Source organism: Nocardioides islandensis, from assembly GCF_015352455.1.
Lineage (GTDB): Bacteria > Actinomycetota > Actinomycetes > Propionibacteriales > Nocardioidaceae > Nocardioides > Nocardioides islandensis.
Genome location: NZ_JADKPN010000018.1, coordinates 1 through 25,253, shown reverse-complemented (window position 1 = coordinate 25,253; position 25,253 = coordinate 1). Strand labels below are relative to the sequence as shown.

The 25,253-nt window shown below is 73.7% G+C and carries 28 protein-coding genes and 1 riboswitch; of the genes, 8 read left to right on the top strand and 20 right to left on the bottom strand.

The genetic code is table 11. The features are described from left to right. Positions 1-3: 3 nt before the first annotated feature. Genes ISU07_RS21550 through ISU07_RS21520 form a run of 7 tightly spaced genes read right to left on the bottom strand, consistent with a single transcriptional unit; the run spans position 4 to position 5,345 of the window. Entirely contained in the window at positions 4-1,137 is a 1,134-nt protein-coding gene (locus ISU07_RS21550; protein WP_194708909.1) for a sensor histidine kinase, read from the bottom strand. Beyond that, a complete protein-coding gene (locus ISU07_RS21545) occupies positions 1,134-1,829 on the bottom strand; it encodes a response regulator transcription factor (RefSeq protein WP_194708908.1) in 696 nt (231 codons plus the stop codon). Before ISU07_RS21545 ends, ISU07_RS21550 begins: the two co-directional genes overlap by 4 nt. After that, positions 1,804-2,223, bottom strand: coding sequence for a hypothetical protein (locus ISU07_RS21540; protein ID WP_194708907.1), 420 nt, complete (start codon positions 2,221-2,223; stop codon positions 1,804-1,806). The genes ISU07_RS21545 and ISU07_RS21540 overlap by 26 nt, the downstream gene beginning before the upstream one ends. Continuing rightward, the gene (locus ISU07_RS21535) at positions 2,220-3,368 is read right to left on the bottom strand and encodes a molybdopterin-dependent oxidoreductase (protein ID WP_194708906.1); all 1,149 of its coding nucleotides are present in this window, start codon (positions 3,366-3,368) and stop codon (positions 2,220-2,222) included. Before ISU07_RS21535 ends, ISU07_RS21540 begins: the two co-directional genes overlap by 4 nt. Continuing rightward, positions 3,365-3,949, bottom strand: a complete 585-nt coding sequence (locus ISU07_RS21530; protein ID WP_194708905.1) for a class I SAM-dependent methyltransferase — start codon at positions 3,947-3,949, stop codon at positions 3,365-3,367. The genes ISU07_RS21535 and ISU07_RS21530 overlap by 4 nt, the downstream gene beginning before the upstream one ends. After that, positions 3,946-4,671, bottom strand: coding sequence for a TIGR04282 family arsenosugar biosynthesis glycosyltransferase (locus ISU07_RS21525; RefSeq protein ID WP_194708904.1), 726 nt, complete (start codon positions 4,669-4,671; stop codon positions 3,946-3,948). Before ISU07_RS21525 ends, ISU07_RS21530 begins: the two co-directional genes overlap by 4 nt. Then, the gene (locus tag ISU07_RS21520; RefSeq protein WP_194708903.1) at positions 4,668-5,345 is read right to left on the bottom strand and encodes a glycosyltransferase family 2 protein; all 678 of its coding nucleotides are present in this window, start codon (positions 5,343-5,345) and stop codon (positions 4,668-4,670) included. The genes ISU07_RS21525 and ISU07_RS21520 overlap by 4 nt, the downstream gene beginning before the upstream one ends. A gap of 77 nt (positions 5,346-5,422) precedes the next feature. Here ISU07_RS21520 and ISU07_RS21515 point away from each other — a divergent pair, with 77 nt between their 5' ends. Then, positions 5,423-6,724, top strand: a complete 1,302-nt coding sequence (locus ISU07_RS21515) for a hypothetical protein (RefSeq protein ID WP_323742751.1) — start codon at positions 5,423-5,425, stop codon at positions 6,722-6,724. A gap of 1 nt (position 6,725) precedes the next feature. Here ISU07_RS21515 and ISU07_RS21510 read toward each other — a convergent pair whose 3' ends face one another. After that, positions 6,726-7,763 (bottom strand): NAD-dependent epimerase/dehydratase family protein, encoded by a 1,038-nt coding sequence (locus tag ISU07_RS21510; RefSeq protein WP_194708902.1) that lies wholly within the window; start codon positions 7,761-7,763, stop codon positions 6,726-6,728. 30 nt (positions 7,764-7,793) lie between these two features. Then, positions 7,794-8,876, bottom strand: a complete 1,083-nt coding sequence (locus tag ISU07_RS21505) for a lactonase family protein (RefSeq protein WP_194708901.1) — start codon at positions 8,874-8,876, stop codon at positions 7,794-7,796. 152 nt (positions 8,877-9,028) lie between these two features. Here ISU07_RS21505 and ISU07_RS21500 point away from each other — a divergent pair, with 152 nt between their 5' ends. The 3 genes from ISU07_RS21500 to ISU07_RS21490 are packed head-to-tail and all read left to right on the top strand — an operon-like array spanning position 9,029 to position 10,673. Next, entirely contained in the window at positions 9,029-9,757 is a 729-nt protein-coding gene (locus tag ISU07_RS21500) for a flavodoxin family protein (protein ID WP_194708900.1), read from the top strand. A gap of 32 nt (positions 9,758-9,789) precedes the next feature. After that, entirely contained in the window at positions 9,790-10,428 is a 639-nt protein-coding gene (locus ISU07_RS21495; RefSeq protein WP_323742750.1) for an RNA polymerase sigma factor, read from the top strand. Then, positions 10,425-10,673, top strand: coding sequence for an anti-sigma factor family protein (locus ISU07_RS21490; RefSeq protein WP_194708899.1), 249 nt, complete (start codon positions 10,425-10,427; stop codon positions 10,671-10,673). Before ISU07_RS21495 ends, ISU07_RS21490 begins: the two co-directional genes overlap by 4 nt. Here ISU07_RS21490 and ISU07_RS21485 read toward each other — a convergent pair. The 8 genes from ISU07_RS21485 to ISU07_RS21450 form a co-directional block, all read right to left on the bottom strand. Continuing rightward, positions 10,670-11,146 (bottom strand): SRPBCC family protein, encoded by a 477-nt coding sequence (locus tag ISU07_RS21485; RefSeq protein WP_194708898.1) that lies wholly within the window; start codon positions 11,144-11,146, stop codon positions 10,670-10,672. The genes ISU07_RS21490 and ISU07_RS21485 overlap by 4 nt on opposite strands. A 12-nt stretch (positions 11,147-11,158) precedes the next feature. Next, the gene (locus tag ISU07_RS21480; RefSeq protein WP_194708897.1) at positions 11,159-12,382 is read right to left on the bottom strand and encodes an HNH endonuclease signature motif containing protein; all 1,224 of its coding nucleotides are present in this window, start codon (positions 12,380-12,382) and stop codon (positions 11,159-11,161) included. Between the two features lie 629 nt (positions 12,383-13,011). Continuing rightward, the gene (gene idi, locus ISU07_RS21475; RefSeq protein WP_194708896.1) at positions 13,012-13,587 is read right to left on the bottom strand and encodes an isopentenyl-diphosphate Delta-isomerase; all 576 of its coding nucleotides are present in this window, start codon (positions 13,585-13,587) and stop codon (positions 13,012-13,014) included. After that, positions 13,584-14,606: an NAD(P)/FAD-dependent oxidoreductase gene (locus tag ISU07_RS21470; RefSeq protein ID WP_194708895.1), complete on the bottom strand. Its 1,023-nt coding sequence runs from the start codon at positions 14,604-14,606 to the stop codon at positions 13,584-13,586. Before ISU07_RS21470 ends, idi begins: the two co-directional genes overlap by 4 nt. Then, entirely contained in the window at positions 14,599-15,132 is a 534-nt protein-coding gene (locus ISU07_RS21465) for an isoprenylcysteine carboxyl methyltransferase family protein (protein ID WP_194708894.1), read from the bottom strand. The genes ISU07_RS21470 and ISU07_RS21465 overlap by 8 nt, the downstream gene beginning before the upstream one ends. A gap of 3 nt (positions 15,133-15,135) precedes the next feature. Then, positions 15,136-16,194, bottom strand: coding sequence for a type III polyketide synthase (locus tag ISU07_RS21460; protein WP_194708893.1), 1,059 nt, complete (start codon positions 16,192-16,194; stop codon positions 15,136-15,138). After that, the gene (locus tag ISU07_RS21455) at positions 16,172-17,353 is read right to left on the bottom strand and encodes an NAD(P)/FAD-dependent oxidoreductase (protein ID WP_323742749.1); all 1,182 of its coding nucleotides are present in this window, start codon (positions 17,351-17,353) and stop codon (positions 16,172-16,174) included. The genes ISU07_RS21460 and ISU07_RS21455 overlap by 23 nt, the downstream gene beginning before the upstream one ends. A gap of 8 nt (positions 17,354-17,361) precedes the next feature. Next, positions 17,362-18,183 (bottom strand): UbiA family prenyltransferase, encoded by an 822-nt coding sequence (locus ISU07_RS21450; protein WP_194708892.1) that lies wholly within the window; start codon positions 18,181-18,183, stop codon positions 17,362-17,364. 83 nt (positions 18,184-18,266) lie between these two features. Between ISU07_RS21450 and ISU07_RS21445 the strand changes: the two genes are divergently transcribed. From ISU07_RS21445 to ISU07_RS21430, 4 genes are all read left to right on the top strand, one after another. Next, positions 18,267-18,689 (top strand): hypothetical protein, encoded by a 423-nt coding sequence (locus ISU07_RS21445; RefSeq protein WP_194708891.1) that lies wholly within the window; start codon positions 18,267-18,269, stop codon positions 18,687-18,689. Positions 18,690-18,789: 100 nt separating this feature from the next. After that, entirely contained in the window at positions 18,790-19,308 is a 519-nt protein-coding gene (locus ISU07_RS21440) for a hypothetical protein (protein WP_194708890.1), read from the top strand. Positions 19,309-19,345: 37 nt separating this feature from the next. Beyond that, positions 19,346-19,825: a DUF421 domain-containing protein gene (locus ISU07_RS21435; protein ID WP_194708889.1), complete on the top strand. Its 480-nt coding sequence runs from the start codon at positions 19,346-19,348 to the stop codon at positions 19,823-19,825. Between the two features lie 203 nt (positions 19,826-20,028). Beyond that, positions 20,029-20,237, top strand: a riboswitch (cobalamin riboswitch). Positions 20,238-20,277: 40 nt separating this feature from the next. Beyond that, positions 20,278-20,511: a hypothetical protein gene (locus tag ISU07_RS21430; RefSeq protein ID WP_194708888.1), complete on the top strand. Its 234-nt coding sequence runs from the start codon at positions 20,278-20,280 to the stop codon at positions 20,509-20,511. A 155-nt stretch (positions 20,512-20,666) separates the two neighbouring features. On the opposite strand, the gene ISU07_RS21425 is transcribed toward ISU07_RS21430, so the two are convergent. The 3 genes from ISU07_RS21425 to ISU07_RS21415 all read right to left on the bottom strand — a co-directional run bounded on the left by ISU07_RS21425 (position 20,667) and on the right by ISU07_RS21415 (position 24,982). Then, positions 20,667-21,254, bottom strand: coding sequence for a collagen-like triple helix repeat-containing protein (locus ISU07_RS21425; RefSeq protein ID WP_194708887.1), 588 nt, complete (start codon positions 21,252-21,254; stop codon positions 20,667-20,669). 28 nt (positions 21,255-21,282) lie between these two features. Continuing rightward, positions 21,283-22,110, bottom strand: a complete 828-nt coding sequence (locus tag ISU07_RS21420; protein WP_194708886.1) for a class I SAM-dependent methyltransferase — start codon at positions 22,108-22,110, stop codon at positions 21,283-21,285. Between the two features lie 133 nt (positions 22,111-22,243). After that, entirely contained in the window at positions 22,244-24,982 is a 2,739-nt protein-coding gene (locus ISU07_RS21415; protein ID WP_194708885.1) for a helix-turn-helix transcriptional regulator, read from the bottom strand. Positions 24,983-25,253 lie beyond the last annotated feature (271 nt).

The following is a 25,253-nucleotide window of genomic DNA, read 5'->3' as shown; positions in this document are numbered from 1 at the left end:
CCGCTAGGTCGGCAGCGTCACCACGAACCGGCACCCGGGGTCGTGGTTGGCGACCGCGACGCGGCCGCGGTGCGCCTCGACGATGCCCTTGACGATGGCCAGACCCAGACCGGCTCCGCGACCGGCGACCGGCGTCCGGGGGTCGTCGGCGGCCGGCGTACGCGCCGCACTCCCCTGCCAGGCCACGTCGAACACGCGGGCCATGTCCTCGCTGGACAGGCCGCCGCAGCCGTCGGTCACGCTGAGCTCGATGCCGTCGTCCACCGCCCTGCCGGTGACCTCGACGACGCCGTCGGCCGGCGTGTGCCGGATCGCGTTCATCAGCAGGTTCGACACGACCCGGGACAGCTCGGCGGGGTCGGCGGTGACGAACAGCCCGTCGTCGACGCGACCACCGAGACGGACGCCGCCGGCGCGGGCCACCGGGTCGGCGCCCGCCAGGGCCTCGCTGACCACGTCGCCCAGCGCGACCGGCTGGAGGTTCAGGGCCAGCACGCCGGCGTGGATCCGCGACAGCTCGAAGAGGTCGTCGACCATCCGGACCATCCGGTCGACCTCGGCGCGGATCTGCCGGTGGTAGCGCGACGGGTCGTCGGCCAGGCCGTCCTCGAGCGCCTCGGTCATCGCCCGGAGGGCCGCGAGCGGCGAGCGCAGGTCGTGGGAGACCCACGACACCAGCTCGCGCCGGGATTCCTCGAGACGCTGCTCGCGGGCGCGCGACTCCCGTAGCCGCTCGGCGGTCATCGCCAGCTCGTCGGAGATCTGCTGGAGCTCGGCGGGTCCCCGGGAGCGGGCCTCGAAGTGTCCGCTGTCCCCGAACCGCTTGGCGTCGTCGCGGATCGAGCGCGACCACATCGCGAAGGCCATCCCGACGATCGCCGAGACCGCGATGGCCACCACCCCGGCCACCACGACCACCCACAGGACGACCGACAGGTCGTGGTTGGAGAGGAACATGGCTCGTGCCGTGCCGACCACGCCGGCCACGACGGCCAGCACGGCGGTCACGCCGACCACGCCGATCTGCCAGCGGAACGACCGGTGCCGCGCGGCGTACGCGACCGCCAGGCCGAGCACGCCGACCGAGCCGGCCCAGGCGGCGCCGATGCCGATGATCGCCAGCTGGTCGTGGGTCACTGCGTGCCTCCCGCACGGGGCTCCCACCGATAGCCGACACCCCACACGGTGACCAGGCGCTCCGGCATGGTCGGGTCGCGCTCGACCTTCTCCCGCAGGCGGCGGACGTGCACGGTGACGGTCGACTGGTCGCCGAAGGACCAGCCCCAGACCTGTTGCAGGAGCTCCTCGCGCGAGTACGCCGTGCCGGGGTGCGCAAGCAGGAACTTGAGGAGGTCGTACTCCCGGGCGGTCAGGGACAGCACCCGCCCGTCCAGCGTGACCTCGTGCCGGGCCAGGTCGACGACGAGGTCGCCGTCCTCCAGCCGGCCCTGCTCGGTGGTGGTCCGCTCCCCCGCACGCCGGAGCACCGACTCGACGCGCAGCACCAGCTCGCGCGGGCTGAACGGCTTGGTCACGTAGTCGTCGGCGCCCTGCTCCAGCCCGACGACGCGGTCGGTCTCCGAGCCGAGCGCGGTCAGCATGATCACGGGTACGTCGCTGACCTGGCGCAGCCGCCGGCAGACCTCGAGCCCGTCGATGCCCGGGAGCATCAGGTCCAGCACGACCAGGTCGGCCGGACGATCGCGCATCAGGCCGGCCACGGACTCGCCGTCGGCGGCCTCGTCCACCTCGTGCTGGGCAGCGCGCAGGTAGGACACCACGACCTCGCGGACGGTCGGGTCGTCATCGACGACGAGCACCCGGGCCACCGGACCTCCTCTTCGCGACCAGGACGAGCAGCACACCCATGATGGTGAGGCCGGCGACCGCCAGCCACCCCAGACCGTAGTGGCGGTCCAGGATCGTGGTGTTGTCGGTGTTGGCCCCCCACCGGCCCAGCACCGGCACGGCCAGCACGGTCAGCGTCCCGAGGACCACCAGGCCGGCCGAGGCCGCCGCCCGGCTGCCGCCGGGCAGCACGCGGAGGCCGAGCCAGGAGACACCGAGCGTCAGAGGTACGAGCACGAAGTCGTGCAGCACCACCCCGGCCGCCAGCCAGACGGCGATCGTGACCAGGTCGGCGAGGTCGTCGCCGAGCAGCAGCCAGGCGCCGTACGCCGCCACGGCCAGGCCGAGGCCGCCCAGCAGGATGCGGATCCTCATGCCGGCACCTCCAGCGACCGGACCCACTTGGTCTGCAGCACGCCGGGGCGGTTCGGGGCGATCAAGCGGCACGGGAACCCGTGGTCCAGCGACAGCGGCTCGCCGTCGAGGGCCAGCGCGAGCAGGGTGAGGTCGTCGTCGGCGTACTGGTGCGGCAGGTGCGTGACACGGAACGGCCCGTGTTCCTGCAGCGACGACACCTCGACGGACCGGCCGCGCGGCGCACCCACCGCGTCCAGCAGGTCGCGCAGCCGGACGCCGGTCCACTCGCCGTGCGCGCTCCAGCCCTCGACGCAGGCGATGGGGAGACCGGAGGTCTGCTGCGGCATGGCCAGCAGGTCGTCACGGGACAGGGAGACCGAGGTCTCGCCGTACCTGACCTCGAGCCGGTACGCCGGGTCCGTCGCCGTCGCCGTCACGCCGGCGGCGTGCGCCGACTTGTTGACCGGGATGCCCTGCGGGCCGGTGCCCGACCGCGGGGCGAGCACCGCCACCCGACGCAGCCACGGCACCGTGCCTCCGGCCGTGAGGACGACGGCGGCGACCGAGGCGACGCCCGCCGTGCGCACGAGTCCGCGGCGCGAGAGTCCCTCGCCGGGCGGTTCCGGTTCGTCGGCGGCCGCCGGAGCCAGCGCCGCGCGCACGACCGGCAGCTTGACGGCGATGTGCACGACGAGCGCGCCCACCGCCACCCAGGCCACGGCGAAGTGCGTCGGCCGGAAGGAGAACGACCACGGGTACCAGGTCGTGACGTTCGCCAGCCCCGTCGCGAGCTCGAAGACCGCCGCCGCGACCAGCACGCCGATCGAGGCGCGTTCGGCGCCGTGCAGGGCGAGCTCCCGGAGCTGACGCGGCGGTCGGATCCAGAACCGCGGGTAGACCGTCCACAGCTTGGCCAGCAGCAGCGGCACGCACGCGGTCCCGGCGGCGACGTGGATCCCCTGCGTGACGCGGTACCCCCAGACCGGCCGGCTCGGCAGCCAGCTGTCGGGCTGCTGCGCGAGGTGGCTGACGAGCCCGGTGGCGAAGGCGACGAAGAAGCAGATGCCCAGCCACGCGCCGAGGCGCGCGGCGACGCGCGGGTGGTGCAGCCGCGACGGGAAGTCGCGCTGCTCGGGCAGGGGCGGGTGAGCGAGGGACCTCATGCGGCGTCGGCCTCCAGCACGGCGACCCAGCGCCCCCCGATGTCCCGGGTCGTCGTGGCGAACCCCGCGTCGCGGGCCACCTCGTCCACGGCGTCCGCGCCGACCACGGCCCACGGGAACGGCTCGGAGGTGAGGCCGCCGGCCGTCAGCCGGACGGTGCCCGTGCGCACGCCGGTGCCGGGCGGCGCCACGTCCGCGACCACCAGGCCACCGGGCGCGAGCAGGTGTCGCAGCCGGGTGAGCAGGCGGCACGGGTCGCCGCCGATGCCGAGGTTGCCGTCGGCCAGCAGCACGGTCCCCCACCGCCCCTCGGCCGGCACGCGGTCGAAGACGTCGCGCAGCATCGCCACCGCGCCGCGGTCGCGGGTGCGCCAGATGGCCTCGGGCACGACGTCGATGCCGAGCACGATGGCACCGCGCTCGGCGAGGAGGTGCGTCATCCGGCCCGGACCGCACCCCACGTCGAGCGTCGGGCCGGCGCAGAGGTCGAGCACGGCGTCGTCCCCGTCGATCACGCCGCTCCACGAGCCGACGCGGTACGCCTCGGTGAACACCGTCGACACCGGGTGCTGGTCGGTCATCGCAGCCGCTCCCACGCCCGGGCGAACTCCGAGTCCGGTGCACACCGGCGAGCGACCGCCTCGGCGTCCTCGGCCGTGTCGACGTCACGCAGCAGCGGACCCCGTACGACGCCCAGGCCGGCCCGCTCCAGCGTCCGGCGGGTCGACGCGCCCGTCGTCGGCTCCGACATCGGCACCTCCGACAGCCGCGCCCCGTGACGCGGGTCCGAGAGGCCGAGGGCCCACCAGCCGCCGTCCTCGGCGTCGGCGAGCACGGCGTCGTGCTCGTCGAGCAGGTCAGCCAGCCCGGACAGGTGCTCGGCCGTCACCTGCGGGGTGTCCATGCCGATCTGCACGACCGGTCCGTCGCCGGCCACGTCCAGGTGCGCGTGGGCCAGCCGCTCGGCGAACCCGTCGCCACGCTGCGGCAGCACCGTCCATCCGGCGACGGCCTCGGTCAGCCGGTCGCCGTCCACGGCCGTGCCGAGGTCGCCGTGCAGGGCGAGGCGGCAACGAGCCGCACCCACCGCGGCGACGCAGGCACGCACGGTGTCGAGCAGGGCCGCCGCGGCCAGCGCGGCCGCCCGGTCCGCGCCGACGGTCGCGGCCAGCCGGGTCTTGACCCGCCCGGCGACCGGCGCCTTGGCGACCAGCAGAACGTTGGCGCTGCTCTTGGGGTCCCCGCGAAGTCGTGAGGCGGAGGAGCGCAGCGGGGGAGCCGAGCGACTTCGTGGGGTATTCATCGCAGCACCCGGGCGAAGTCGCGGGCCGTCTTCAGCGTGCCCGTCACCGAGCCGGAGACCTTGGACCGCGTGCCCTCGGCGCGCGGGTGGTACCCGACCTCGTGCTCGGCGAAACGCCAGCCGGCGGCCACGGCGCGTTGCAGCAGCTCGACCGGGTAGCCGAAGGCGCGGTCGCGCACGCCGAGCGCGAGCAGCGCCTCCCGGCCGGCCACCCGCATCGGTGCGATGTCGTGGGCCGGGAGCCCGATCCGCCGCCGCAGCCAGGCCACGACGAGCGCGTTGCCGGCGCGGGCGTGCCAGGGCCAGGTGCCGCTGCCCACCGGGCGGCGGCGGCCGACCGCGATCTCGGCCCGACCGTGACGGACGTCCGCGAGCAGCGGCGCCAGGTCGTCGGGGTCGAACGATCCGTCGCCGTCCATGAACGCGACGTACGGCGCGGTCGCGGCCTCCAGCCCGGCGTGCACCGCGGCGCCGTACCCGGGCTTCTGCTCGCTCACGACGGTCGCGCCGAGGTCGCGAGCCACGTCGGCGGTGTCGTCCGTCGAGCCGTTGTCGACCACGATCACGCGGTACGCCGAGGGCACGCGCGGGAGCAGCGCGCGCAGCGCGGGCCCCTCGTCGCGACACGGCAGCACGAGGTCGCACGCCCCTGCGTCTGCCGGGTCGAGATCCATGCCTGCCACCGTAGGGACGGCCACCCGTGTACCGGTGGCCCCGGCGGTTACGAAGTCCTGACGCCTACGCTCGGGCCGTGCCCCGGACGTCCAGAGCCGCCTGGGCCGGGCTGGGCCTGGCCCTGCTGCTCGCGACCCTCGGCATGGCCCTGCCGGCGGTCCTCGACTGGGACGTCCACGTGCGGTGGTTCCCGCCCCTTCACGCCGAGTGGGACCCACGGGTCGGTGGGGGCACGGTGCCGGCGGTGGTCCTCGCGGTGCTGTCGTGCCGGTACGCCGTCGACCTGGCCACCCGGATCACCTGGGCCCGCCTGCTGCTCGCGTCGTACGCCGCGGGGCTCGCCTGGATGCTCTCGCTCGCGCTCGTCGACGGGCCGGACGGGATCGGCAAGATCCTCGACTCCTCCTACGAGTACCTCGACACCGCACGGGCCACGACGGACCTGCCCGCGACGCTGGACGAGTACGTCAGCCGGATCCCGGTCGACGCCCCCGGAGGCCAGTGGCCCGTGCACATCGCGGGGCACCCGCCCGGTGCCCTGACGTCGTTCGTGGTGATGGTGCGGCTGGGGCTCGGCAGCGGGCTGGCGGCCGGGCTCGTGGTGACCGTGCTGGCCGCGTCCACCGCGGTCGCCGTCATGCAGACGCTGCGCGTGCTGGACGCCGAGGACGCCGCACGGAAGGCCGCGCCGTTCCTGGTGATCGGTCCCGCCGCGGTGTGGCAGTGCGTGTCGGCGGACGCGATGTTCGCGGCGTTCGCGGCCTGGGGCCTGTGCGCGCTGGCGCTGGGCGCGGTCCGTCGATCCCTTCTGTGGTCCGTGCTCGCTGGCCTGCTCCTCGGCTGGTGCGTGATGTGCTCCTACGGCCTGCCGCTCCTTGCCCTGCTGGCGCTGGCGGTGCTCGTGGTCGCCCGTACCTGGCGGCCGCTCGTGCCCGCTGCCGTTGCGGCGCTGGCCGTGGTGCTGGCGTTCGTGCCGTTCGGCTACTCCTGGTGGGAGGCGCTCCCGGTCCTGCACGACCGCTACTGGGCGGGCGTCGCACACAACCGTCCCGCGGCGTACTGGATGTGGGGCAACCTCGCGGCGCTCGCCCTCAGCGCGGGCCCGCTGGCGTTCGCCGGGGTCGCGCACACGCTGTCCCGCCGCCCGATCGCGGCAACCCGGTCGGTGTGGCTTCTCGTCGCAGGCGGTGTCGCCATGGTCGCCGCTGCCGACGTCTCCCAGATGAGCCGGGCCGAGGTGGAGCGGATCTGGCTGCCGTTCGTGCCGTGGCTGCTGGTCGGCTGCGCGCTGCTGCCGGAGTCGTGGCGGCGACGTGGCTTGGCGGTGCAGGTGGTCGTCGCGCTGCTCGTGCAGCACCTGCTCGCGACGGGTTGGTGAGCTAGGGCCGCAACGGGTCGGTGGCGAAGGCCGGGAGGCCTTCCTCGGGACCGATCAAGGCCCGGAACCCCAAGCCCTGCTGGGCTCTCGCGGGCGAGGCGACGACGTGGCGGACGTCGCCTGATCGGTACTCACCGGTGACGACCGGCTCGACGTCGGCTCCCGTCCCGCGCGCGACGAGGCGCGCGACCTCGAGGATGGTCACGGGCGAGCCGGAGGCGACGTTGTACGCCGCGAAGCCCTCGCTGTCGGTCACCGCCCCGAGGGCGGCGAGGTTGGCGCGGGCCACGTCCTCGACGTGCACGAAGTCGCGGGCCTGCCCACCGTCCTCGAAGACGCGCGGCGGCTCGCCGCGCTCGAGGGAGGAGCGGAAGATCGCCGCGACGCCGGAGTACGGCGTGTCCCGCGGCATGCCCGGCCCGTAGACGTTGTGGTACCTCAGGGCCACGACCGACCCGCCCGCCTGCCGGGCCCACGCGGCGGCGTAGTGCTCCTGGGCGACCTTGCTCGCGGCGTACGAGCTGCGCGGGTCGAGCCGCGCCGACTCGTCCACGGCCTCCCAGCCGAGGGGGCGCCCGCACGTCGGGCAGTGGTTCTCGAAGTCGCCGGCGTCCAGGGCGGCCAGCGCCCGCGGCGGCGGGGCGACGACGCCGTGCTCGGGGCAGGCGTAGCGCCCCTCGCCGTACACGACCATCGACGAGGCCAGCACCAGCCGGGTGACCCCACGGTCGGCCATCGCGGCCAGCAGCGCCGCGGTGCCGAGGTCGTTGTGGGCGGCGTACGACGGCAGGTCGGCCACGGTCACGCCCGCGCCCACGAGCGCGGCCTGGTGGCAGACCGCGTCGACGCCGTCGAGCAGGTCGGCCCAGGACTCGGCGTCGCGGACGTCCAGGCGGTGCAGGCCGGGGACGTCGGGGTCGACGCGATGGGCCTGGGGCAGCACGACGTCGAGGGGCACGACCTCGTGCCCCTCGACGCCCAGCTGGCGAGCGACCGCCGACCCGATGAACCCGGCGGCGCCGGTCAGCAGCACTCTCATGGATTCCAGCCTGTCAGGCGGGTCCCCGGATCAGTCGGCGACCAGCCCGGCCACACCGAACGTGGTGGCCTCGAACGCTGAGCCGAGCGAGGTCAGCGTGCCGCCCGCGCCGATCGCGAAGGAGGACACCGAGCCGTCGCGCATCCGGACGTGCAGGCTACCGCCGTCGGGCGAGACGGCCGCGTCTGTCGGGCCGGCGCCGGTGGTCGCGGCCACCGCGTCGACCAGCGTCAGCGAGCCGTCGTGGGCGATGCGGTAGGTGGAGACGGACGCGCTGGCGGCGTTGACCACCCACGCGTAGTCGCCCGACACGACCAGCCAGCAGGCCGCGGCCTGGGTGTCGACCAGGGCCTCCGTCACGTCCCGGAACCCGGCGGCCAGACGGTACGACGAGGCGGAGCCGGACGCCTCGGACACCACGAGCGTGCCGCGGCGGTCGAAGTCGAAGCCGTAGGGCACGGCACCGGCGGACGGGTGCGACGTGGCGTCGCCGAGCCTGCCGCCGCGCACGTCGAAGGTGTCGATCGTGCCCGAGCGCTCGGTCACGACCAGGGTCCGGCCGTCCGGGCTGAGCTGCAGCTGGGCCGCGTCGGTGAGGCCGCCGCCGGCCTTCGGGGTCAGAGCGCGCGTAGCGCCGGGCACCGGGGTGAGGTCGCCGGAGCGGCTGTAGGTGAACCCGGTGACGGTGTCGGAGTCGTGGTTGAGCACGAAGCCGATGCCGTTGCGGACGGTCACGCTGACCGGCCGGTCACCGCCGGTGGCGATGGTGTCGGTCCGCGCCAGGCCACCGTCGGTGGACAGGGCCGAGACCGAGTCGTCGCCGGCGTTGACCACGAACAGCAGGTCGCCGTCGCGGGTGATCGCCCCCTGCGACGCGAGCGAGGCGCCGGCGCCGAGCCCGCCGGTGGCGACCGAGCCGGCCGGCTCGAGCGAGCCGTCGGCGTACCGGTCGAAGACGGCGACGGCGTTGCCGGCCGCGGCGTTGGTGGGCTCGTAGACGTGCCCGACGATGCCGCCCGGCGCCGCCTGGGCGGTGCCGCCGAGGCCGAGGACGGCGGTGGCAGCCAAGGCGACTGCTGGGGCGAGAGCCGGGACGAGGGCGGAGGTGCGCATGGGATGTCCTTTCAACGGTGGAGGGCCGGATGGCCTCGGCCCACTTCGTCGTGCGGGACCGCCCGTCGTTACGGGATCGGGTTGTGACGAACTGCTGACGTCCGATCGCGAGGGGATGTGTAACGCCGGGCCGTCTGCGCAGACTCAGCGGCATGACCGACGAGCAGACTTCTGGGCACGACTTCTCCGGCCTGCGCGCGACCTTCGTCAACTGCACCCTCAAGCGCAGCCCCGAGGTGAGCAACACCCAGGGCCTGGTCGACGCGAGCGCGGCGATCATGCGCAAGCACGGCGTCGACGTGGACGAGATCCGCCTGGTCGACCACGACGTGGCCACCGGTGTCTGGCCGGACATGCGCGAGCACGGCTGGGAGAACGACGACTGGCCGTCCCTCTTCCCGGGGATCATCGCCAGCGACATCCTCGTGGTCGCGGGCCCGATCTGGCTGGGCGACAACTCCTCGCAGACCAAGGTGCTCATCGAGCGGCTGTACGCGCACTCGGGCGAGCTGAACGACAAGGGCCAGTACCTGTACTACGGCCGCGTGGGCGGCTGCATCATCACCGGCAACGAGGACGGCATCAAGCACTGCGCGCAGAACGTGCTCTACAGCCTCCAGCACATCGGCTACACGATCCCGCCCAACGCCGACGCCGGCTGGATCGGCGAGGCCGGGCCCGGGCCGTCGTACCTCGACCCCGGCAGCGGTGGCCCCGAGAACGACTTCACCAACCGCAACACGACGTTCATGACGTGGAACCTCCTGCACCTGGCCAAGCTGCTGAAGGAGGCCGGCGGCGTACCGGGGTACGGGAACCAGCGGTCGGAGTGGAACGCCGGCACGCGGTTCGACTGGGAGAATCCCGAGTACCGGTCGTGACGCTCGTGCTCACCGAGCGCTACGTTGCGACCGTGTCTGCCGGCGATCGCGACCTCGTGGAGGCGCTGCTGGCCGGTGACGAGACCGCCTTCGCCTCGCTCGTCGACGGCTGGTCGGGATCGATGCTCCGGCTGGCGCGCTCGCACGTGCCGTCGGAGAGCGTGGCCGAGGAGGTCGTGCAGGAGACCTGGCTGGCGGTGCTGAGGGGTCTGCCGTCGTTCCGGGCGGAGTCCTCGTTGCGCACGTGGGTGTACCAGATTCTGCTCAACCAGGCGAAGACCCGCGGTGTCCGCGAGCGCCGTACGGTCCCGTTCGCCAGCCTCGTCTCCGACGACGAGGACTCACCGAGCGTGGACCCCACGAGGTTCCAGGGTCCGGGCGACCCGCACCCCGGCGGGTGGCGGGCCTTCCCCGAGGAGTGGCCGGAGCACTCGCTGCTCTCGCGCGAGGTGCTCGACGTCGTACGCCGCGCGGTCGCCGCGCTGCCCGAGCGACAGCGCGTCGTGGTCTCGCTGCGCGACCTCGACGGACAGTCCGCGGAGGAGGTGGCCACGCTGCTGGACATCAGCCCGGGCAACCAGCGGGTGCTGCTGCACCGCGGCCGGAGCACGGTACGTGCGCACCTGGAGCGGTACCTCACCGACTCCTCGGAGCTGGAGGTGGCGCGATGAGGTGCCAGGAGTTCGTCGAGCTGGTCACCAGCTATCTCGAGGGCGACCTGCCCGAGGGCGACCGCGCCGAGTTCGAGCGGCACATGGAGCTCTGTCCCGGCTGCGAGCGGTACCTCGACCAGTTCCGCACCACGATGACGCTGCTCGGGTCGCTGCCGGCCGAGAGCATCTCGGTCTCTGCCCGCACGCACCTGCTGGAGGCCTTCGCGGGGTGGCGCGCCGGGGAGGACGACGGGCGGGCCTAGCGGCTGTCGGTCAGGATCTTGTCGATCTCGGCGAGCGCCCGGTCGGCGTACCCCTTCCACATCCGACCGATGACGCTCATGGTCAGCCGCGCCGGTGACCTCTTCGGGTGCAACGTCCACGTCCACCCGATGCGCGACCCCTCGCCCTCCGGCGTCACGGACCACTCCCCGTCGACCGTCCGGACGAAGGGCCGCAGCGCGCCCTGGATGTCGTCGAGCACGTAGCCGAACCGGTGCGGCCGCTCGACGATCGTCAGGGTCTCGCGGATCCGCCCGCCGTCGGCGAGCTCGATCGTGCGCACCTGGCCCAGGATCCCCCAGTCCGCCGGTTGGTCGGGCACCGCCGAGATGGCCGGGAAGGCGGCGTACCTCCGGCAGAAGATCTCCGGCAGCGGCGTCGCCAGCAGCCGGTCGTAGGCCGCCTCGGGCGCCAGCGCCACGTACCTCGACGCCTCGACCCGATGTCCGGCCATGGGCTGAGCCTCTCACGTCCGCCGGTAGAAGGTCGTGGATCCGTTGGCGTGGTGGTGGGTCTGCCAGGCGGGGTCGTGGGCGCGGTGGTGGTGGAAGGGGCAGAGGAGCTTGCCGTCGGCGAGGTTCGTCTTCCCGCCCTGGGTCCAGGGTTGTTGGTGGTGGTGGGCTTCGCACCAGGCGGCGGGGATGGTGCAGCCGTCGGCGGTGCATCCACGGTCGCGGAGGGCCATGGCTTTGCGTTGGGGTCCGGTGAAGAGGCGCTTGGATCGGCCGAGGTCGAGGATCTCGCCCTTCCCGCCGAGGACGACGGGGATGATGCCGGCCTGGCAGGCCAGCCTCCTGACGTGGTCTGCGGTCCGGGTGTCGCCAGTGGTCGTTTCGGCCAGGCCCGTCTCCGAGCGCAGCGCGTCGAGAGTGATCATCACCATCACGCTGGTGGCGGTGCCGCCGTGCTTGGGCAGGGCGTTGGCGGGGAGGTTCTCCAGCAGGGCGCAGAACGCCTCACCACGACGCCGCGGAGCGGGCAGCTGGTCGACCTCGTCCCCGAGCACGCCGCCGACCGGTCCACGACGGGGCGAGGTGTAGGACTCCAGGTAGGTCCGTAGCCGGTTCAGGACGGGCATCGGGATCCGGGCGTGGAGGTCTCCCGAACCGTCGCCGCGGTCGCGGAACGTGAGCCGGGTGACGGCTCGGGCGCGGCGGTCCTCGGCCAGGAGTCGCTGGTACTCCGCCTCGTCGGCGTCCTCGGGGGCGATGACCTCCAGCAGCCTGGCCCCGAGGCGTCGCAGCTCGGGTGGTCCGAAGTGGGCGGCCTCTCCGATCAAATAGGCCTCGCCCTTGGCGCGGAGCTCGGGGTCGAGGTTCTTGGGGAGGCGTTGGAGGGCGTCGACGATCTCCCGCGCCTGCGCGACGTTCACCGCACCTTCACCCATCGCGGCCGTGATCGGCTCGCCTCCATCCCGGGCGAGCTTCTCGCGGAGGCGGACCTGGCCGATGCCGTCGCGGGTCTCGGCGGCGAGCCAGTGGGCGGTGGACCGGGCCCCGGTCTCGACCGCGATGTCCTCGGAGACGGCGAGGATCCGGATCCGTTCGGCTTCGACCCGGGCCACGATCCGGGAGAGCCGGATGAGCGCGTCCTTCTTCTCACCGGTGCTGCGGTAGTCCGGAGCGATGGTGGCGAGGTCGTCCAGCGCGTGCTCGACCGCATCGAGCGGGGCGGCGTACGTGCTGGACATGGATCAATACAAGCATCGACCACCGACAGTGGTCGGGCCTCAGAACCCTCTGTCCACAAGGGATTCCGTGAATCTGGCCAACTATTTTGGGGAGGTTGTTTCGGGCGGTGAGCACAGCGGTCGACCATCGGCGGACCTGCCAGCGCGCACGGCCTTCAGCTGGCCACCGGCACCACCTACGGCGACCAGCCACCACTGTTCGTTCTTGACGAGCCGCACCCCACGCGGAGCGTGAGCGGAGGTCTCGTGACGGGACTTCGTCCCTCCTCGACCAGCGAGCGGCACGGCTTCGTCCCTCCTCGACCTAGACCGATCCGGGTGATGTTTCGGGCGGTGACCACAGCGGTCGACCATCGGCGGACCTGCCAGCGGGCACGGCCTCCAGCTGGCCACCGCCCCCACCTACGGCGACCGGCCACCCCATTCGTTCTTCACCACCGCAACCCCTGCGGCGGCCGAGCCGAGGTCTCGTGACGGGACTTCGTCTCTCCTCGACCAGCGGTGGTTGCGGAGGTCTCGTGACGGGACTTCGTCCCTCCTCGACCAGCGGTGGTTGCGGAGGCCTCGTGACGGGACTTCGTCCCTCCTCGACCAGCTGGGACTTCGTCCCTCCTCGACCAGCGGCGGCGCTACACCTGCGCGGCAGGCGGGAGCTCGGAGAACGGCCGAGACTCAGCGGACGCGAGGTCCTCCGGGAGCTGGGCGACCTGCTCACGGCACCAGGAGGAGACGTCACGAGCGCCGGACAGAACCGCGGCGCGGAACTCGGGCCACGGCTCCCAGACGAAGGCCTCGACCTCGGACCGGTCCACCTCCACCGAGCCGACCGCGCGGGCGGTGAAGACGGGACACATCTCGTTCTCGCGGGTGCCGTCGGGCATCTCCGCGACGTACCGGAACCCGGGCAGCACCAGCCGGACGTCCCTCAGCCCGAGTCCGAGCTCCTGAGCCACCCGCCGGACCACCGCCGACGACAGCGACTCCCCCGGCGACGGGTGCCCGCAGCACGAGTTGGTCCAGACGCCGGGGAACGTGCGTTTCGCCAACGCCCGCTGCGTCACCAGCAACGAGCCGTCGTCCGCGAGCACGTAGCACGAGAACGCGAGGTGCAGCGGCGTCGAGGCGTGGTGCACGGTCGCCTTGTCCGCCGTACCCACCGCGGTACCGTCCTCGGCCAGCAGCACCACCTGCTCGGGCGACGTCATGCCGGCCGCGCCAGCTCGTTGACCGCGGCCCGGAACACGACGGGGAGCGCGGACGCCGCCGGCACCAGGCCACGACGCAGCACCGGGCGCGACGACACCGACACCAGCGTCGACGTCAGCAGGTTGTGCCGCCACGACAGGCGCTGCCACGCGCGCTCGTACGACGCGGGGTCACCGGAGACGATGGCCGCCACCGCCGCCCGCGCCTGCGCCAGCCCGAGCGCGATGCCTTCACCCGTCAGCGCGTCGACGTACCCGGACGCGTCACCCACCAGCAGCACGCGCCCCGCGACCCGCCGGGTCACCCGCTGCCGCAACGGGCCCGCACCCAGCACCTTCGACGCCGAGGCGTCGGCGACCCGGGCGACCAGTGACGGGAACGCGGACAGCTGCGACGAGAAGGAACCCCCGTCCGAGGCCAGCACCGCGATCCCCACGCAGTCCGGGGCCACCGGCGTCACGTACGCCTCGGCGTGCGGCGACCAGTGCACCTCGACGTACGACGTCCACGGCTCGACGGCGACGTGCCGGCGCAGCCCGAACCGGCGCGGACCTCGGCGAGGTGCCTCGAGGCCGAGCATCCGACGTACCGGCGAGTGCAGACCGTCCGCGGCCACCAGGTGGCGGAACGGTGAGCCGTCCACGACCACCCCGTCGGACGACTGGGTCACCACCGAGACCGCACAGGGCTCGACCGGGATCCCGGCCGAGGCCACGGCCGCGGCCAGTGACGCGTGCAGGGCGGTTCGACGAACCCCGCGTCCCGGCCCCGCGGCGAACGGCGCGTCGACCGAACGCCGCCCGTCGAGGTACCGGATGCCGGTCAGGGGCACGCCGGGCAGGGACAGGCCCAGGGCCTCGAGGTCCTCGACGGCCGAGGGCATCAGCCCCTCTCCGCAGGCCTTGTCCACCGGCACCGGCCGGGGCTCGCGGACGACGACGTCGAGCCCGGCACGGGCGGCGTACAGCGCGGTGGCCAGCCCGACCGGCCCTCCCCCGGCAACGACGAGATCACGCACGGGATGCCACCGGCAACGTGGACAGCGCTTCGTCCTCGACCCTGATCCGGACGCGGAGGAGGAACGCGTTGAGCACCGTGAACACCAGCGCCGTCACCCACGACAGGTGCACCAGCGGCAGGGCGACGCCCTCGACGACGACCGCGACGTAGTTGGGATGGCGCAGCCAGCGGTACGGCCCGCCCGTCACCGGCGCCAGCCCCGGCACGATGATCACGCGGGTGTTCCAGCGCGACCCGAGCGTCGTGATGCACCACCACCGCAGCCCCTGCGACAGCAGCACCAGGACCACGAAGACCCACGCCAGGACCGACGGCACGGACGGTCGCACCACCCAGGCCTCGACCAGCGCGCCGACCAGCAGGCCGGTGTGCAGCACGACCATGAACGGGTAGTGCCCGAAGCCCGACTCCACGCCGCCACGCGCGAAGCTCCAGGCCGCGTTGCGCTTCGACACGACGAGCTCGGCCAGCCGCTCGACGCCCACGAGGGCGACGAGGACGGTGAACGCAGTCAGGGAGGCCATGGCTCAGGCCGCCGTCGCGTGCAGCAGCACCAGCTCCGAGCAGAAGCCGGGACCCATCGCGAGCAGCATCCCGTAGGACCCGGGAGCCGGCGGCCGGTCGCGCAGCGTGTCCTCGAGCACGTGCAGCACGGAGGCCGACGACAGGTTGCCGACCCGCGCGAGCGAGTCCCACGTCAGCTGCAACGCCGACCGCGGCAGCTCCAGCGCCGACTCCAGCGCCTCGATCACCTTCGGACCGCCGGGATGGCAGACCCACCACCCGAGGTCGCCGCGCGTGAGGCCGTGGTCGGCGAGGAACTCGTCGACGTCGCCGCGCAGGTACCTCTCGACCAGCACCGGCACCTCGGCGTCGAGCACGATCCGCAGACCCCCGCCCGTCACGTCGAAGCCCATGGTGCGCTCGGAGTCCGGGTACAGCCGGCTGCGCGTCGCCACCACGTCGACCGGGCCGGTACGTCGTGCGCTGCCGGCCATCACCACGGCCGCGCCCCCGTCGCCGAACAGGCCGCTCGCGACGAGGTTCGGCACCGACACGTCGTCGCGCTGCACCGTCAGCGAGCAGAGCTCGACCGCGACCAGCGCGGCCACGTCGTCGGGGTGGCCGAGCAGGTAGTCGTGCACACGTGCGATCCCGGCCGCACCGGCCACACAGCCGAGGCCGACGAGCGGCATCCGCTTCACGTCCGGCCGCAGTCCGACCTGGGACGCGATCCGGGCCTCCAGCGAGGGCACGGCCAGGCCGGTGACCGTCGTCGACACGACCATGTCGACGTCCGAGGGCGTCAGGCCGGCCGCCTTCAGCGCGTCCTCGAGCGCCCGCGAGCCCAGCTCGACGGCGTGCTCGATGAAGCGGTCGTTGGCGGCCCCGAAGTCGCCCAGCTCGGCGTACTCCTCCAACGGCAGCACCACGTGCCGCGACTCCACGCCCGCGTTGCGGTGGAAGCGCCGCAGCACCGCCTCGTCGAGGCCCCCGCGCGTGACCAGCCCCGCGAAGGCGTCGGTCAGCTGCGCCTGCGGGTAGCGATGGCCCGGCAGGGCGCTACGGACGGACAGGATCGGCATGGTGCTCCTCGCGGTGGGGACGGATCAGCTGCCGGGCGAGACCGCCGGCGAGGCGTGGGCCGATGCGGCCGTCGCCGAGGCCGAGCTCGACCAGTGTGTCGAAGGACCGCCGGTCCCGGGCGGCGGCCCGGATGCCGGCGTCGACGACGGCGGGTACCCGCGACAGCCGGGCGGCAGTCCAGGTGTGCTTGAGGTGCCGGCCGAGCAGGTGACGTACGGCGGCGCGGTGCGCGGCCCCCGCATCCTCGGGCGACCCGCCGGCCAACGCCCGCGCGGCCGATCGCCCGGCCAGGACGCCGGTCGCGACCGCGTAGTAGATGCCCTCGCCGGTCATCGGGTTCACCAGCGAGGCGGCGTCCCCGGCCAGCAGCACCGGTCCGTCGGGCTGGCGCCAGCGCCAGCCGGAGAGCGGCAGGTGGTGGCCCTTCCACTGCTGGCCGTCGGCGACCGTGCCGGGCAACAGCTCCTCGAGCTGGTCGAGCAGCAGAGCGCGGCTGGGCGACTCTCCCCTGGAGGGCCCGGGCAACAGCTCGCCGTACCCGACGTTGCTCCAGCCGTCGCCGCGGTCGAAGGCCCAGGCGTACGCCGGCTGGGCGCGCGGACCGTAGCGGATGACCTGCTTGCCGACGCGGTGCGCGGCGGTCGGCGCGTACCCCCGGATCGCGATCGCCCGGGGCTCCCGCCCGTCCCCGACCAGCACGGGTCGCACGACCGAGTGCGCGCCGTCGGCACCGACGACGACCGGCGCGGACAGCTCGCCGTCGAGGCAGACACCCTCGGGCGTGACCCGTACCTCCCGCACCCGGCGCCGCTCCAGCACCGCGCCCGCGCGCTGGGCGTGCTCGACCAGGCGTGCGTCGAACACCTCGCGCGGCACGACGTACACCTCGCGCGCCATCGGTCCCTCGACCCGCGTCGTGCCGCGGGCCAGCTCCAGGTGCCGCAGCGGCACCCAGCCGTCGACGACGTCGGCCGCGCCCACGGACCCGAGCACGTCGAGCACGTGCGGGGCGACGCCGTCCCCGCAGCTCTTGTCGCGGGGGAACGACGCGCGGTCCAGCAGCAGCACGCGCAGCGACGGGTCCTCCCGCAGCGCGCCGAGCGCAGCCGCGGAGCCCGCCGGCCCGGCGCCGACCACGACCAGGTCCCACGAGGTCACAGGCCCATTCACAGGGCGACCACCAGCAGCACCACGTCGACCAGGGCGATCCCGACGGCGGCCGCGAACGGCGCCCGCCCACGACCGCGCAGCACGACGACACCGAGAGCGCCGACGGCGACGAGCGTGGCCACCACGGCGACGAGCGGGGCGTCGGCACCCACGAGAGCCGTGACCGTCCCGGCCAGCAGCACCAGCAGTGCGGCACCCGGCAGGCGGGCGGCGCCCAGGCGGTGAGGAAGCCCCCGCACGCCGGTCGCCGCGTCGTCGGCGATGTCGGGCAGCACGTTCAGGAGATGGGCGCCGACCCCGAGGCACGCGCCCGCGACCGGCAGCCAGATCGGTGGCGGGGAGCCGGGGTCGCCCGCCAGCCACACGAACACCGGCCAGCCGCCGAACGCGACGGCGTACGGCGCCCACGACCAGACCGTCGCCTTCACCCCCAGGTTGTAGGCCCAGCCGGCCGCGACACCGACCAGCTGCACCACGCCCGCGAGCAGTCCGCAGGCCAGCGACAGCACGACGGTCAGCACGACGGCGGTGCCGCAGGCGATCGTGGCCGTCCGGGTCGACACCGCACCGGTCGCGAGCGGCTTGTCCTCGCGGCCGACCTCGCGGTCGCGGCGTACGTCCACGAGGTCGTTGCTCCAGCCGATGCTGAGCTGGCCGGTGAGCACCGCGAGCGCCACCAGGACCACCCGGTCGGCCGACTGCCCGAGCGCGACGGCCAGCACGGTCATCACCGTGGTGACCGCGACCGTGGGTCCGGGGTGGGCGGCTCCGATCAGGGCGATCGGCGCGGCCGCGGGGGCGCCGGTCCTGGTGGTCATCGGGTGTCCCCTGTCCGGGTCGTGTCGCTCCAGCATAGGAGGCGGACCCGAGCGGCTCCGGCCCGCACGTCTACCCTGCCGACGTGGACGGGGACGCCTGGCGAGCCGTGTTCGTGGGGGCTCTGGCTCTGCACGCAGGCTTCCAGGTCACGGTCACCTTCGTGGTCTACCCGGCGCTCGCCGCGGTGCCCGCAGATGGCTGGCGAGCGGCCCACGCTGCCCACGCCCGTCGGATCACGCCCGTGGTCGTGGTCGTGTACGCCGGGGCCGTCGCGGTCTGCGCCGCTGCCCTGGTGCACCCGGGTGACCTGGCACCGGTCCCGCTCGCCGTCGCGGCTGCCGGCACCCTTGCCGCGACGGGGCTGACCGCCACTCTCGCCGGACCGCTGCACAGCCGGCTCCAGGACCGCGACCCTGCGCTCGTGCGCCGGTTGCAGCTGGTCGACAGGCTGCGGTGCCTCGCCGCGGCGGTCGCCGCCGTTGCGGGCGTCTGGTCCGTGGCCTGAGGAGCCGACAGGTCGGCCCGGTTTCGAGCGCGAGCGTGCAGCGCGCAGCCGCGCGGCGTGTCCCGCCGGGTGACCCCGTGCGGGGTGCTACACCGGCAGGGTGGAGGTGCCCGGTTCGACGCTGAGCGGCCTCGAGGGCATCGACCCGGCCCGCGCGATCTGGGGTCGCCGTGTCGTGCTGGCCGCGTTGTTCGTGTTCGTGCTGGTCGGCCTGAGCGGCTACCTCGGGGTGCACACGACCACCGCGACGGCCGCGCAGGACGGTTACCACCTCTCGCTGCGGTACGCCTCGGTGGCCCGGAGCGGCCTGGACGTGCCGTTCGAGGTGACCGTCACCGCGGACGGCGGCTTCGCCGACACGATCACGCTGGCGCTGACCGGCGACTACCTGGACATCTACGAGACCCAGGGCTTCCACCCGGACGCGTCCTCCAGCGTGCGCAACGGCCAGACGCTCTACCTCACCTTCGACGCGCCGGGCGGCGACACCTTCGTGCTCTCCTACGACGCCTACATCCAGCCCGCGAGCCAGCAGGGCCGCTCCGGCACCCTGGGCGTCGTCACCGCCGACGGCCGCACCGTGGCGTCGGTCGACTTCCGGACCAGGCTGCTCCCGTGACGTCGCCGGTGGCAGCCATGAGGTCGGGAGGCCGCTGATGGAGCTCGTCGTCCGCGCCGCCGTCGTCTTCGTCTTCCTGTGGGTCGTCACCCGGGCGGTCGGACGGTCCACGCTGGGGGAGCTGAGCACCTTCGAGCTGCTGCTCTACGTCACCATGGGCGACCTCGTGCAGCAGGCCGTGACCCAGCAGGACTACTCCCTCACGGGCGGCATGCTGGCGGTGGGCACCTTCGCCCTGCTCACGCTCTCGCTGTCGTGGGTGCAGTGGCGGTTCCCGCGGGTGCGGCCGCTGGTCACGGGGCGAGCGCTCGTGGTGTTCCAGGACGGCCGGCCGGTCGAGGCCAACATGCGCACGCAACGCCTCGGGCTCGCCGACCTGCTGGTCGCCGCCCGCGAGGAGGGCATCCGCCACACCGCCGAGATCGAGTACGCCGTGATGGAGGCCGACGGCCGGATCTCGTTCTTCACCCGCCAGCAGGACGACGACGGGGCGCCGGAGAAGTCCGCGGCCGGCTAGAAGGTGAGGCGAGGGCGGGTGACCCGGCCAGTTCGATCGGGGTCGTCCGCCCCCGCCTCCGGCTCCCGTGCGTGGGGGGGTCGTCGGGAGCCGCGCTCATGCTGACACGCCGTCCGGCACCGCATGGGCGACTCCCGAAGACCCGCCGAGATTTTGCCGAGCCACCGCTGCGAGCGCCTGCGCCCGGTCCGGACCAGTGCACCTAGACTCACCGCCACGAAGGTTGGACCGGTCGTGAGACCGGTCCTCGCAAGAGGGAACCCGGTGAGAGACCGGGACTGCCCCGCAGCGGTGAGTGGGAACGACCGGCGTCACAGGCACTGGGTCCACGGGACCTGGGAAGCGACGTCCAGTAGGAGTCCTCCGGGACACGCCCACGAGTCCGAAGACCTGCCTTCCCGCCGGGACGACCTGTCCCGGTCACCACGACGAGCTCGCGAGGGATGAGCACGATGGCTGACGACGACCTGCTGGACTTCCTGACCGACCGGCTGACCGAGGACCTGGCCCGCATCTGGGCGCGCGGCCGGCCCGGGATGGCGGTCCAGGTGGCTGCGATCGACGCGCTGCTGCGCCGGCTGGCCGCCGGCCGGCTGCCGGACCGAGGCGAGCTGCGGCTGCTGCTCTACGGGTACGGCGCCCACCCGGCGTACGAGCCCCGCTGGACCGAGCGCCTGCTCGCCTGATCCCGCTGGTCGAGGAGGGACGAAGTCCCGTCACGTGACCCGGTGACCCGAGGTACGCCGATCGGGCCGGTCCGGCCGCACCCCCCTGGCGGCCGGACCAGCCCGACGGCGGTCCCCCCGGTATTCAGTTGTGGTTCTGGTGGGTCACTGCCCGGTCACTGGACCGTGGCGCACACGGCCCAGGCGAAGCTGTTCTGCGCGGTGGCCTTGTCGTTGTAGACCCCGACGTACCAGCCGGCACCGAAGTCCAGGGCCGCGCTCTCGCGCACCAGGACCAGGGTCGGCTCGGTGCTGGAGACGCCGCCGCCGAGGACCTTCTTGCCCGCGGGGCAGTCGGCCTGCCAGAACTCGGTCGCCTTCCCGGCGACGCTGTTGCCGGTCACGACGTACTCGAGGCCGCTGATGCCGGGCGGTCCCTGCTGGCCGGTCTGGCCGGGCAGACCGATCGGTCCCTGGGCGCCGGTCGCGCCGGTCGCGCCCTTCGGTCCGGCCGGGCCCTCGGGGCCTTGCGGACCCTGCGGGCCTGCGAGCGTTCCGCTGAAGTCGTCCTTGGTGAGCGAGCCGTCCCTGACGTCGGCACCGGAGATGGTGCCGTTGCGGACGTCGCGGCCGGTCAGCGACTCGTTCTTGACGTCCTGGCCGGTGAGCAGGTCCGCGGCGCCCGCGGTGGCGGCGCTGGCCACGACCATCCCGGCGGCGAGGAGCAGGACGAAGCGGATGCGGTGGGTCTTGCTGCTGTTCATGACAGTTCCTTGGTTTCTCGAGGTGGAGTCAGCGCCGGGTGGCGGTGACGATGCGGTACTCCCAGTCCAGGACGACGCCTTCGTCGTCGTCCCAGTCCGAGTGCTGGTCGAAGGAGCGAGCCAGGGCGACCAGGTCGGCGCGGAGCGCTGCCCGGCCCTCCTCGTCCAGCCGCTGCGCGGCGGAGAAGGTCGGCCCGTAGTAGGTGAGGAACAGGTCGGCGAAGTCCTCCGCGGCCCCGAACCGCTGGCGGACGCGCTCGGTCACGGACGTGACGTCGGTGACCTGGTCGCCGAGCAGGTCGGCGACCACGGACTGGATGCCCCAGCGGGTGGCCGGCTGCGCGCCGGGCGGCGGCGCCACGTGGCGGCCGACGGTGGCGAGCATGCCGCCGACGAAGCCCTCGGGCGTCCAGCTGGCCAGCGCGATGCGGCCGCCGGGCTTGCACACCCGGACCAGCTCGCGGGCGGCCTGGGCGTGGTCGGCGGCGAACATCACGCCGATGGCCGACAGGACCAGGTCGAACGACGCGTCGGCGTACGGCAGGCTCTCGGCGTCGGCCTCGGCGAACTCGACCTCGATCTCCTCGGCGGCCGCGCGGCGGCGGGCGATGTCGAGCAGCTCGGGGACGTAGTCGATGCCGAACGTCTCGGCGCCCCGGCGGGCGGCGGCGAGGGCGACGTGCCCGGTGCCGGTCGCGACGTCCAGGACGCGCATGTCGGGCTCGACGCCCACGTGCTCGACCAGGTGCTCGGAGACCGGGACGGTGATCGCCGCGATCTTGTTGTAGTCACCGCTGCTCCAGACCTGCTGCTGCTTGTCGCGGAGTGCGCGGTAGTCGGTGGTGGTGATCGTCATGGTGGTGCCTGTTCTCTCGTTGGGCCTGTGGATTGCTTGCCTCAACGGTCGCGGGGAGGACGGGCGCGCCGAAACCACGGAGTACCCGAGGAAATGCCGTAGGGCGACCCCAGGAAGGGACGTGCGAAGGCCCCTACGGTTGCTGGTCGTCGGTGCCCTGCAGGGCGGCCGCCAGCTGCACCCGTGAGCGGATGCCGAGCTTCGCGTAGGTGTTGCGGAGGTGGAACTCGACGGTGTTGACGGTCACCACGAGGGTGCGCGCGATCTCCTTGTTCGTCAGGCCCTCGACGGCGAGGTCCGCGACCCGGCGCTCGGTCGCGGTCAGCAGTCCCTCGGTCGCCGACCGCCGGGCACCGGACCGCTCCAGCTCGGCGCGCGCGTCGTCGGCCCAGCCGGGAGATCCCAGCTCGTCGAAGACCGCGACCGCTCGCTCGAGCGTCTCGCGCGCGGCGCCCCACTTCTTCGCGCGCCGCTGGGCCCGGCCGAGGGCCAGGACGGCACGGGCCTCGTCGAAGGCCAGGCCGAGCTCGCCGTACGCCGCCGCGACCGCCGCCAGGTCCTCGCCGAGGTCGTCGTCGTACCCCTTCTCGGCGACGGCGAGCAGCGCCGCACCGCGCCGGGCACCGTGACGCGCCCAGGGATGGTCCTGGTGGCCGGCCCGGTCGGCGAGGGTGTCGTTGACGCGCCGCGCCCCGTCGACGTCCTCGCTCTCGATGAGTGCCTCGACCAGGTCGGGGCCGGCCGGGAAGGCGCCGGGGTCGAGCACGCCCTCGCGAACGGTGTGGTCCCACACCGCGCCGAGGTGACGCACGGCCTCCGGGAGGTCCTTGGCGAGCAGCGCGGCCTGGCCGAGGGCACGGCTCGACTCCAGCCAGTCCCAGCGCACGCCGGTCTGCTCCGCCATGTCGCGAGCGCGGCCGGCCCAGCGACGCGCCTCCTCGACGTCGCCCCGCCCCGCGGCGAGCAGGCCGCGGCAGCGCTCGTACATCGGCCACTGCAGCAACGCGCTGTCCGTCGACTGCGCCCACTCGTCGAGCATCCGCTCGACCTCGTCCCAGCCGCCCGCGCGCAGCTCCAGCTCGCAGAGGTGCAGTCGGCCATGCGCGTAGGCATCGGCCCACTGCTCCGAGGCGTCCCGGAAGTCGGTCAGCAGCTGTCGGGCGACCGAGAGCTCGCCCCGCCAGACGTGCCGCTGACCGGCGACCCGCTGGGGGTGACGGGCCAGGTAGGTGCCGTCGGCCGAGAGACCCTGGTGCCGCCGCAGCAGGTGGTCGACCGGATGACCGCGCAGCGCCTGGGTCCAGGTCAGCGTGGTGATCGCGGTGCGCTGCTCGTCGAGCGTGCCGTGCTCGCTCAGAGCCACCGCTTCGCTGGCGCGGGCGTCGGCGCGCTCGAGCCCCTGAACCTCGACGACCGCCTCGTTCTCGGCGAGGAACGCGAGCGCCAGACCGCGCAGCCGCGGGTCGTCGCCGGCCTCGGCCAGCGCCTTCTCCAGCAGCTGGTTGATCTCGTCGCTGCCGGTGACCACACCCTCGGTCAGCATCGTGTACGCCGCCACCCTCGGCGCGCCGGGCGGCAGGGCCAGGACCCGTTCGCCCAGCAGGTCGGTCAGCCGCTGCTTCTCCCCCGCGTCGTGCAGGTGCTGGCCCAGCGCGAGCACCCGGTCGTCGTCCACCACGTCAGGCGGCGTCAACCGCAACGCGTGGGCGGCCAGGTCGATGGCCAGCCGCGTGGCGCCGCGGGCGGACGCGACCGCGGCCGCGACGTCGAGGCGGCGCGCGAGCGCCTCGTCGGCCTCGGGCGTGGCCAGCGCCAGGTGCAGGACCCGGCGGTGCTCCTCGGCGACGACGTCGGCGATGCGGCGGTGCAGCTCCCACAGCTCCTCCTGGCTCGCCTGGCGCTGGGCGGCCGCGGCGATGAGCGGGTGCGCGACCCGGACCCGCTCGCCGTCGACGGTCACGACACCGGCCTCGACCCCGCCGTCGAGGGCGGCTCCGCCGGCGTGCTCGCGCAGCTGGGACACCCTCAGGTCGGGCTCCAGGGCGATGGCCAGCAGCAGGCGGCGTACGGGCCTCTCCAGGTCGGCCACGCGCACCCCCAGCAGGTCGTCCACGTGGTCCGGGATCGGCAGGCTGCCGGTGAGCGTGCCGGGGTCGCGGGTGGCCAGCTGACGCCCGAGCTCGAGCGCGAACAGCGGGTTGCCGGCCGTCGTCTCGTGCACCCGGCGCAGCAGGTGGTGCGGCAACCGCAGCCCGAGCCGGGTCGCGAGGATCTCGCGGGTCCCGGCCAACGTGGTCCCGCCGACGACGATGTGGTCGACGTGGTCGTCGGGCAGAGCGCGCTCGAGCGCGGTACGCCGGCCGGGCCGGCGCGTCATCAGGAACGTGACGCGCTCCCTGCGCAGCCGGCGGGCGACGAACGCCAGCGCCTCCTCCGACGTGCTGTCCAGCCACTGCACGTCGTCGAGCGCCACCACGATGGGGTGGTGCTCGGAGAGCAGTCGCAGCGCCGCGAGGACGGCCAGCGCGATCACCTGTGCCTCGGGCGGCCGGTCGCCCGGGTCGGCGCGGTACAGCGCGACCTCGAGCGCCCGCAGCTGCGGCCCGGGTACGGCGTCCAGCTCGTCGCTGTCCACCCCGTCGAACAGGTCGATCAGCCCCGCGAACGACAGCCCCGTCTCCGCCTGGCTGCTGCGCGCCACCAGGACCCGTCGCTCGTGCTCACGCCCCCACGCGACCCCCTGCTCCCAGAGGCTGGTCTTGCCGATCCCGGGCGCTCCTTCGAGCACCAGCGCCCGCACGCCCTCCCCCGGCTCCCCCGCCACCAGCCGCCGGATCGCCCCGAGCTCCACCTCGCGCGCGACCAGGGACATGGCGGCATGCTGCCAGCCGTGTCGACCCCGGTCGAGGCAGTTGGGTTCACGTGCTCGCTGCTTACGGAAGGACTTCGCGCCCTCCGCCTCCGCTGGTCGAGGAGGGACGAAGTCCCGTCACATCCGTTGGTCGAGGAGGGACGAAGCCCCGTCACGAGACCACGCCGACCGCTGGTCGAGGAGGGACGAAGCCCCGTCACGAGACCACGCCGACCGCTGGTCGAGGAGGGACGAAGCCCCGTCACGAGACCACGCCGACCGCTGGTCGAGG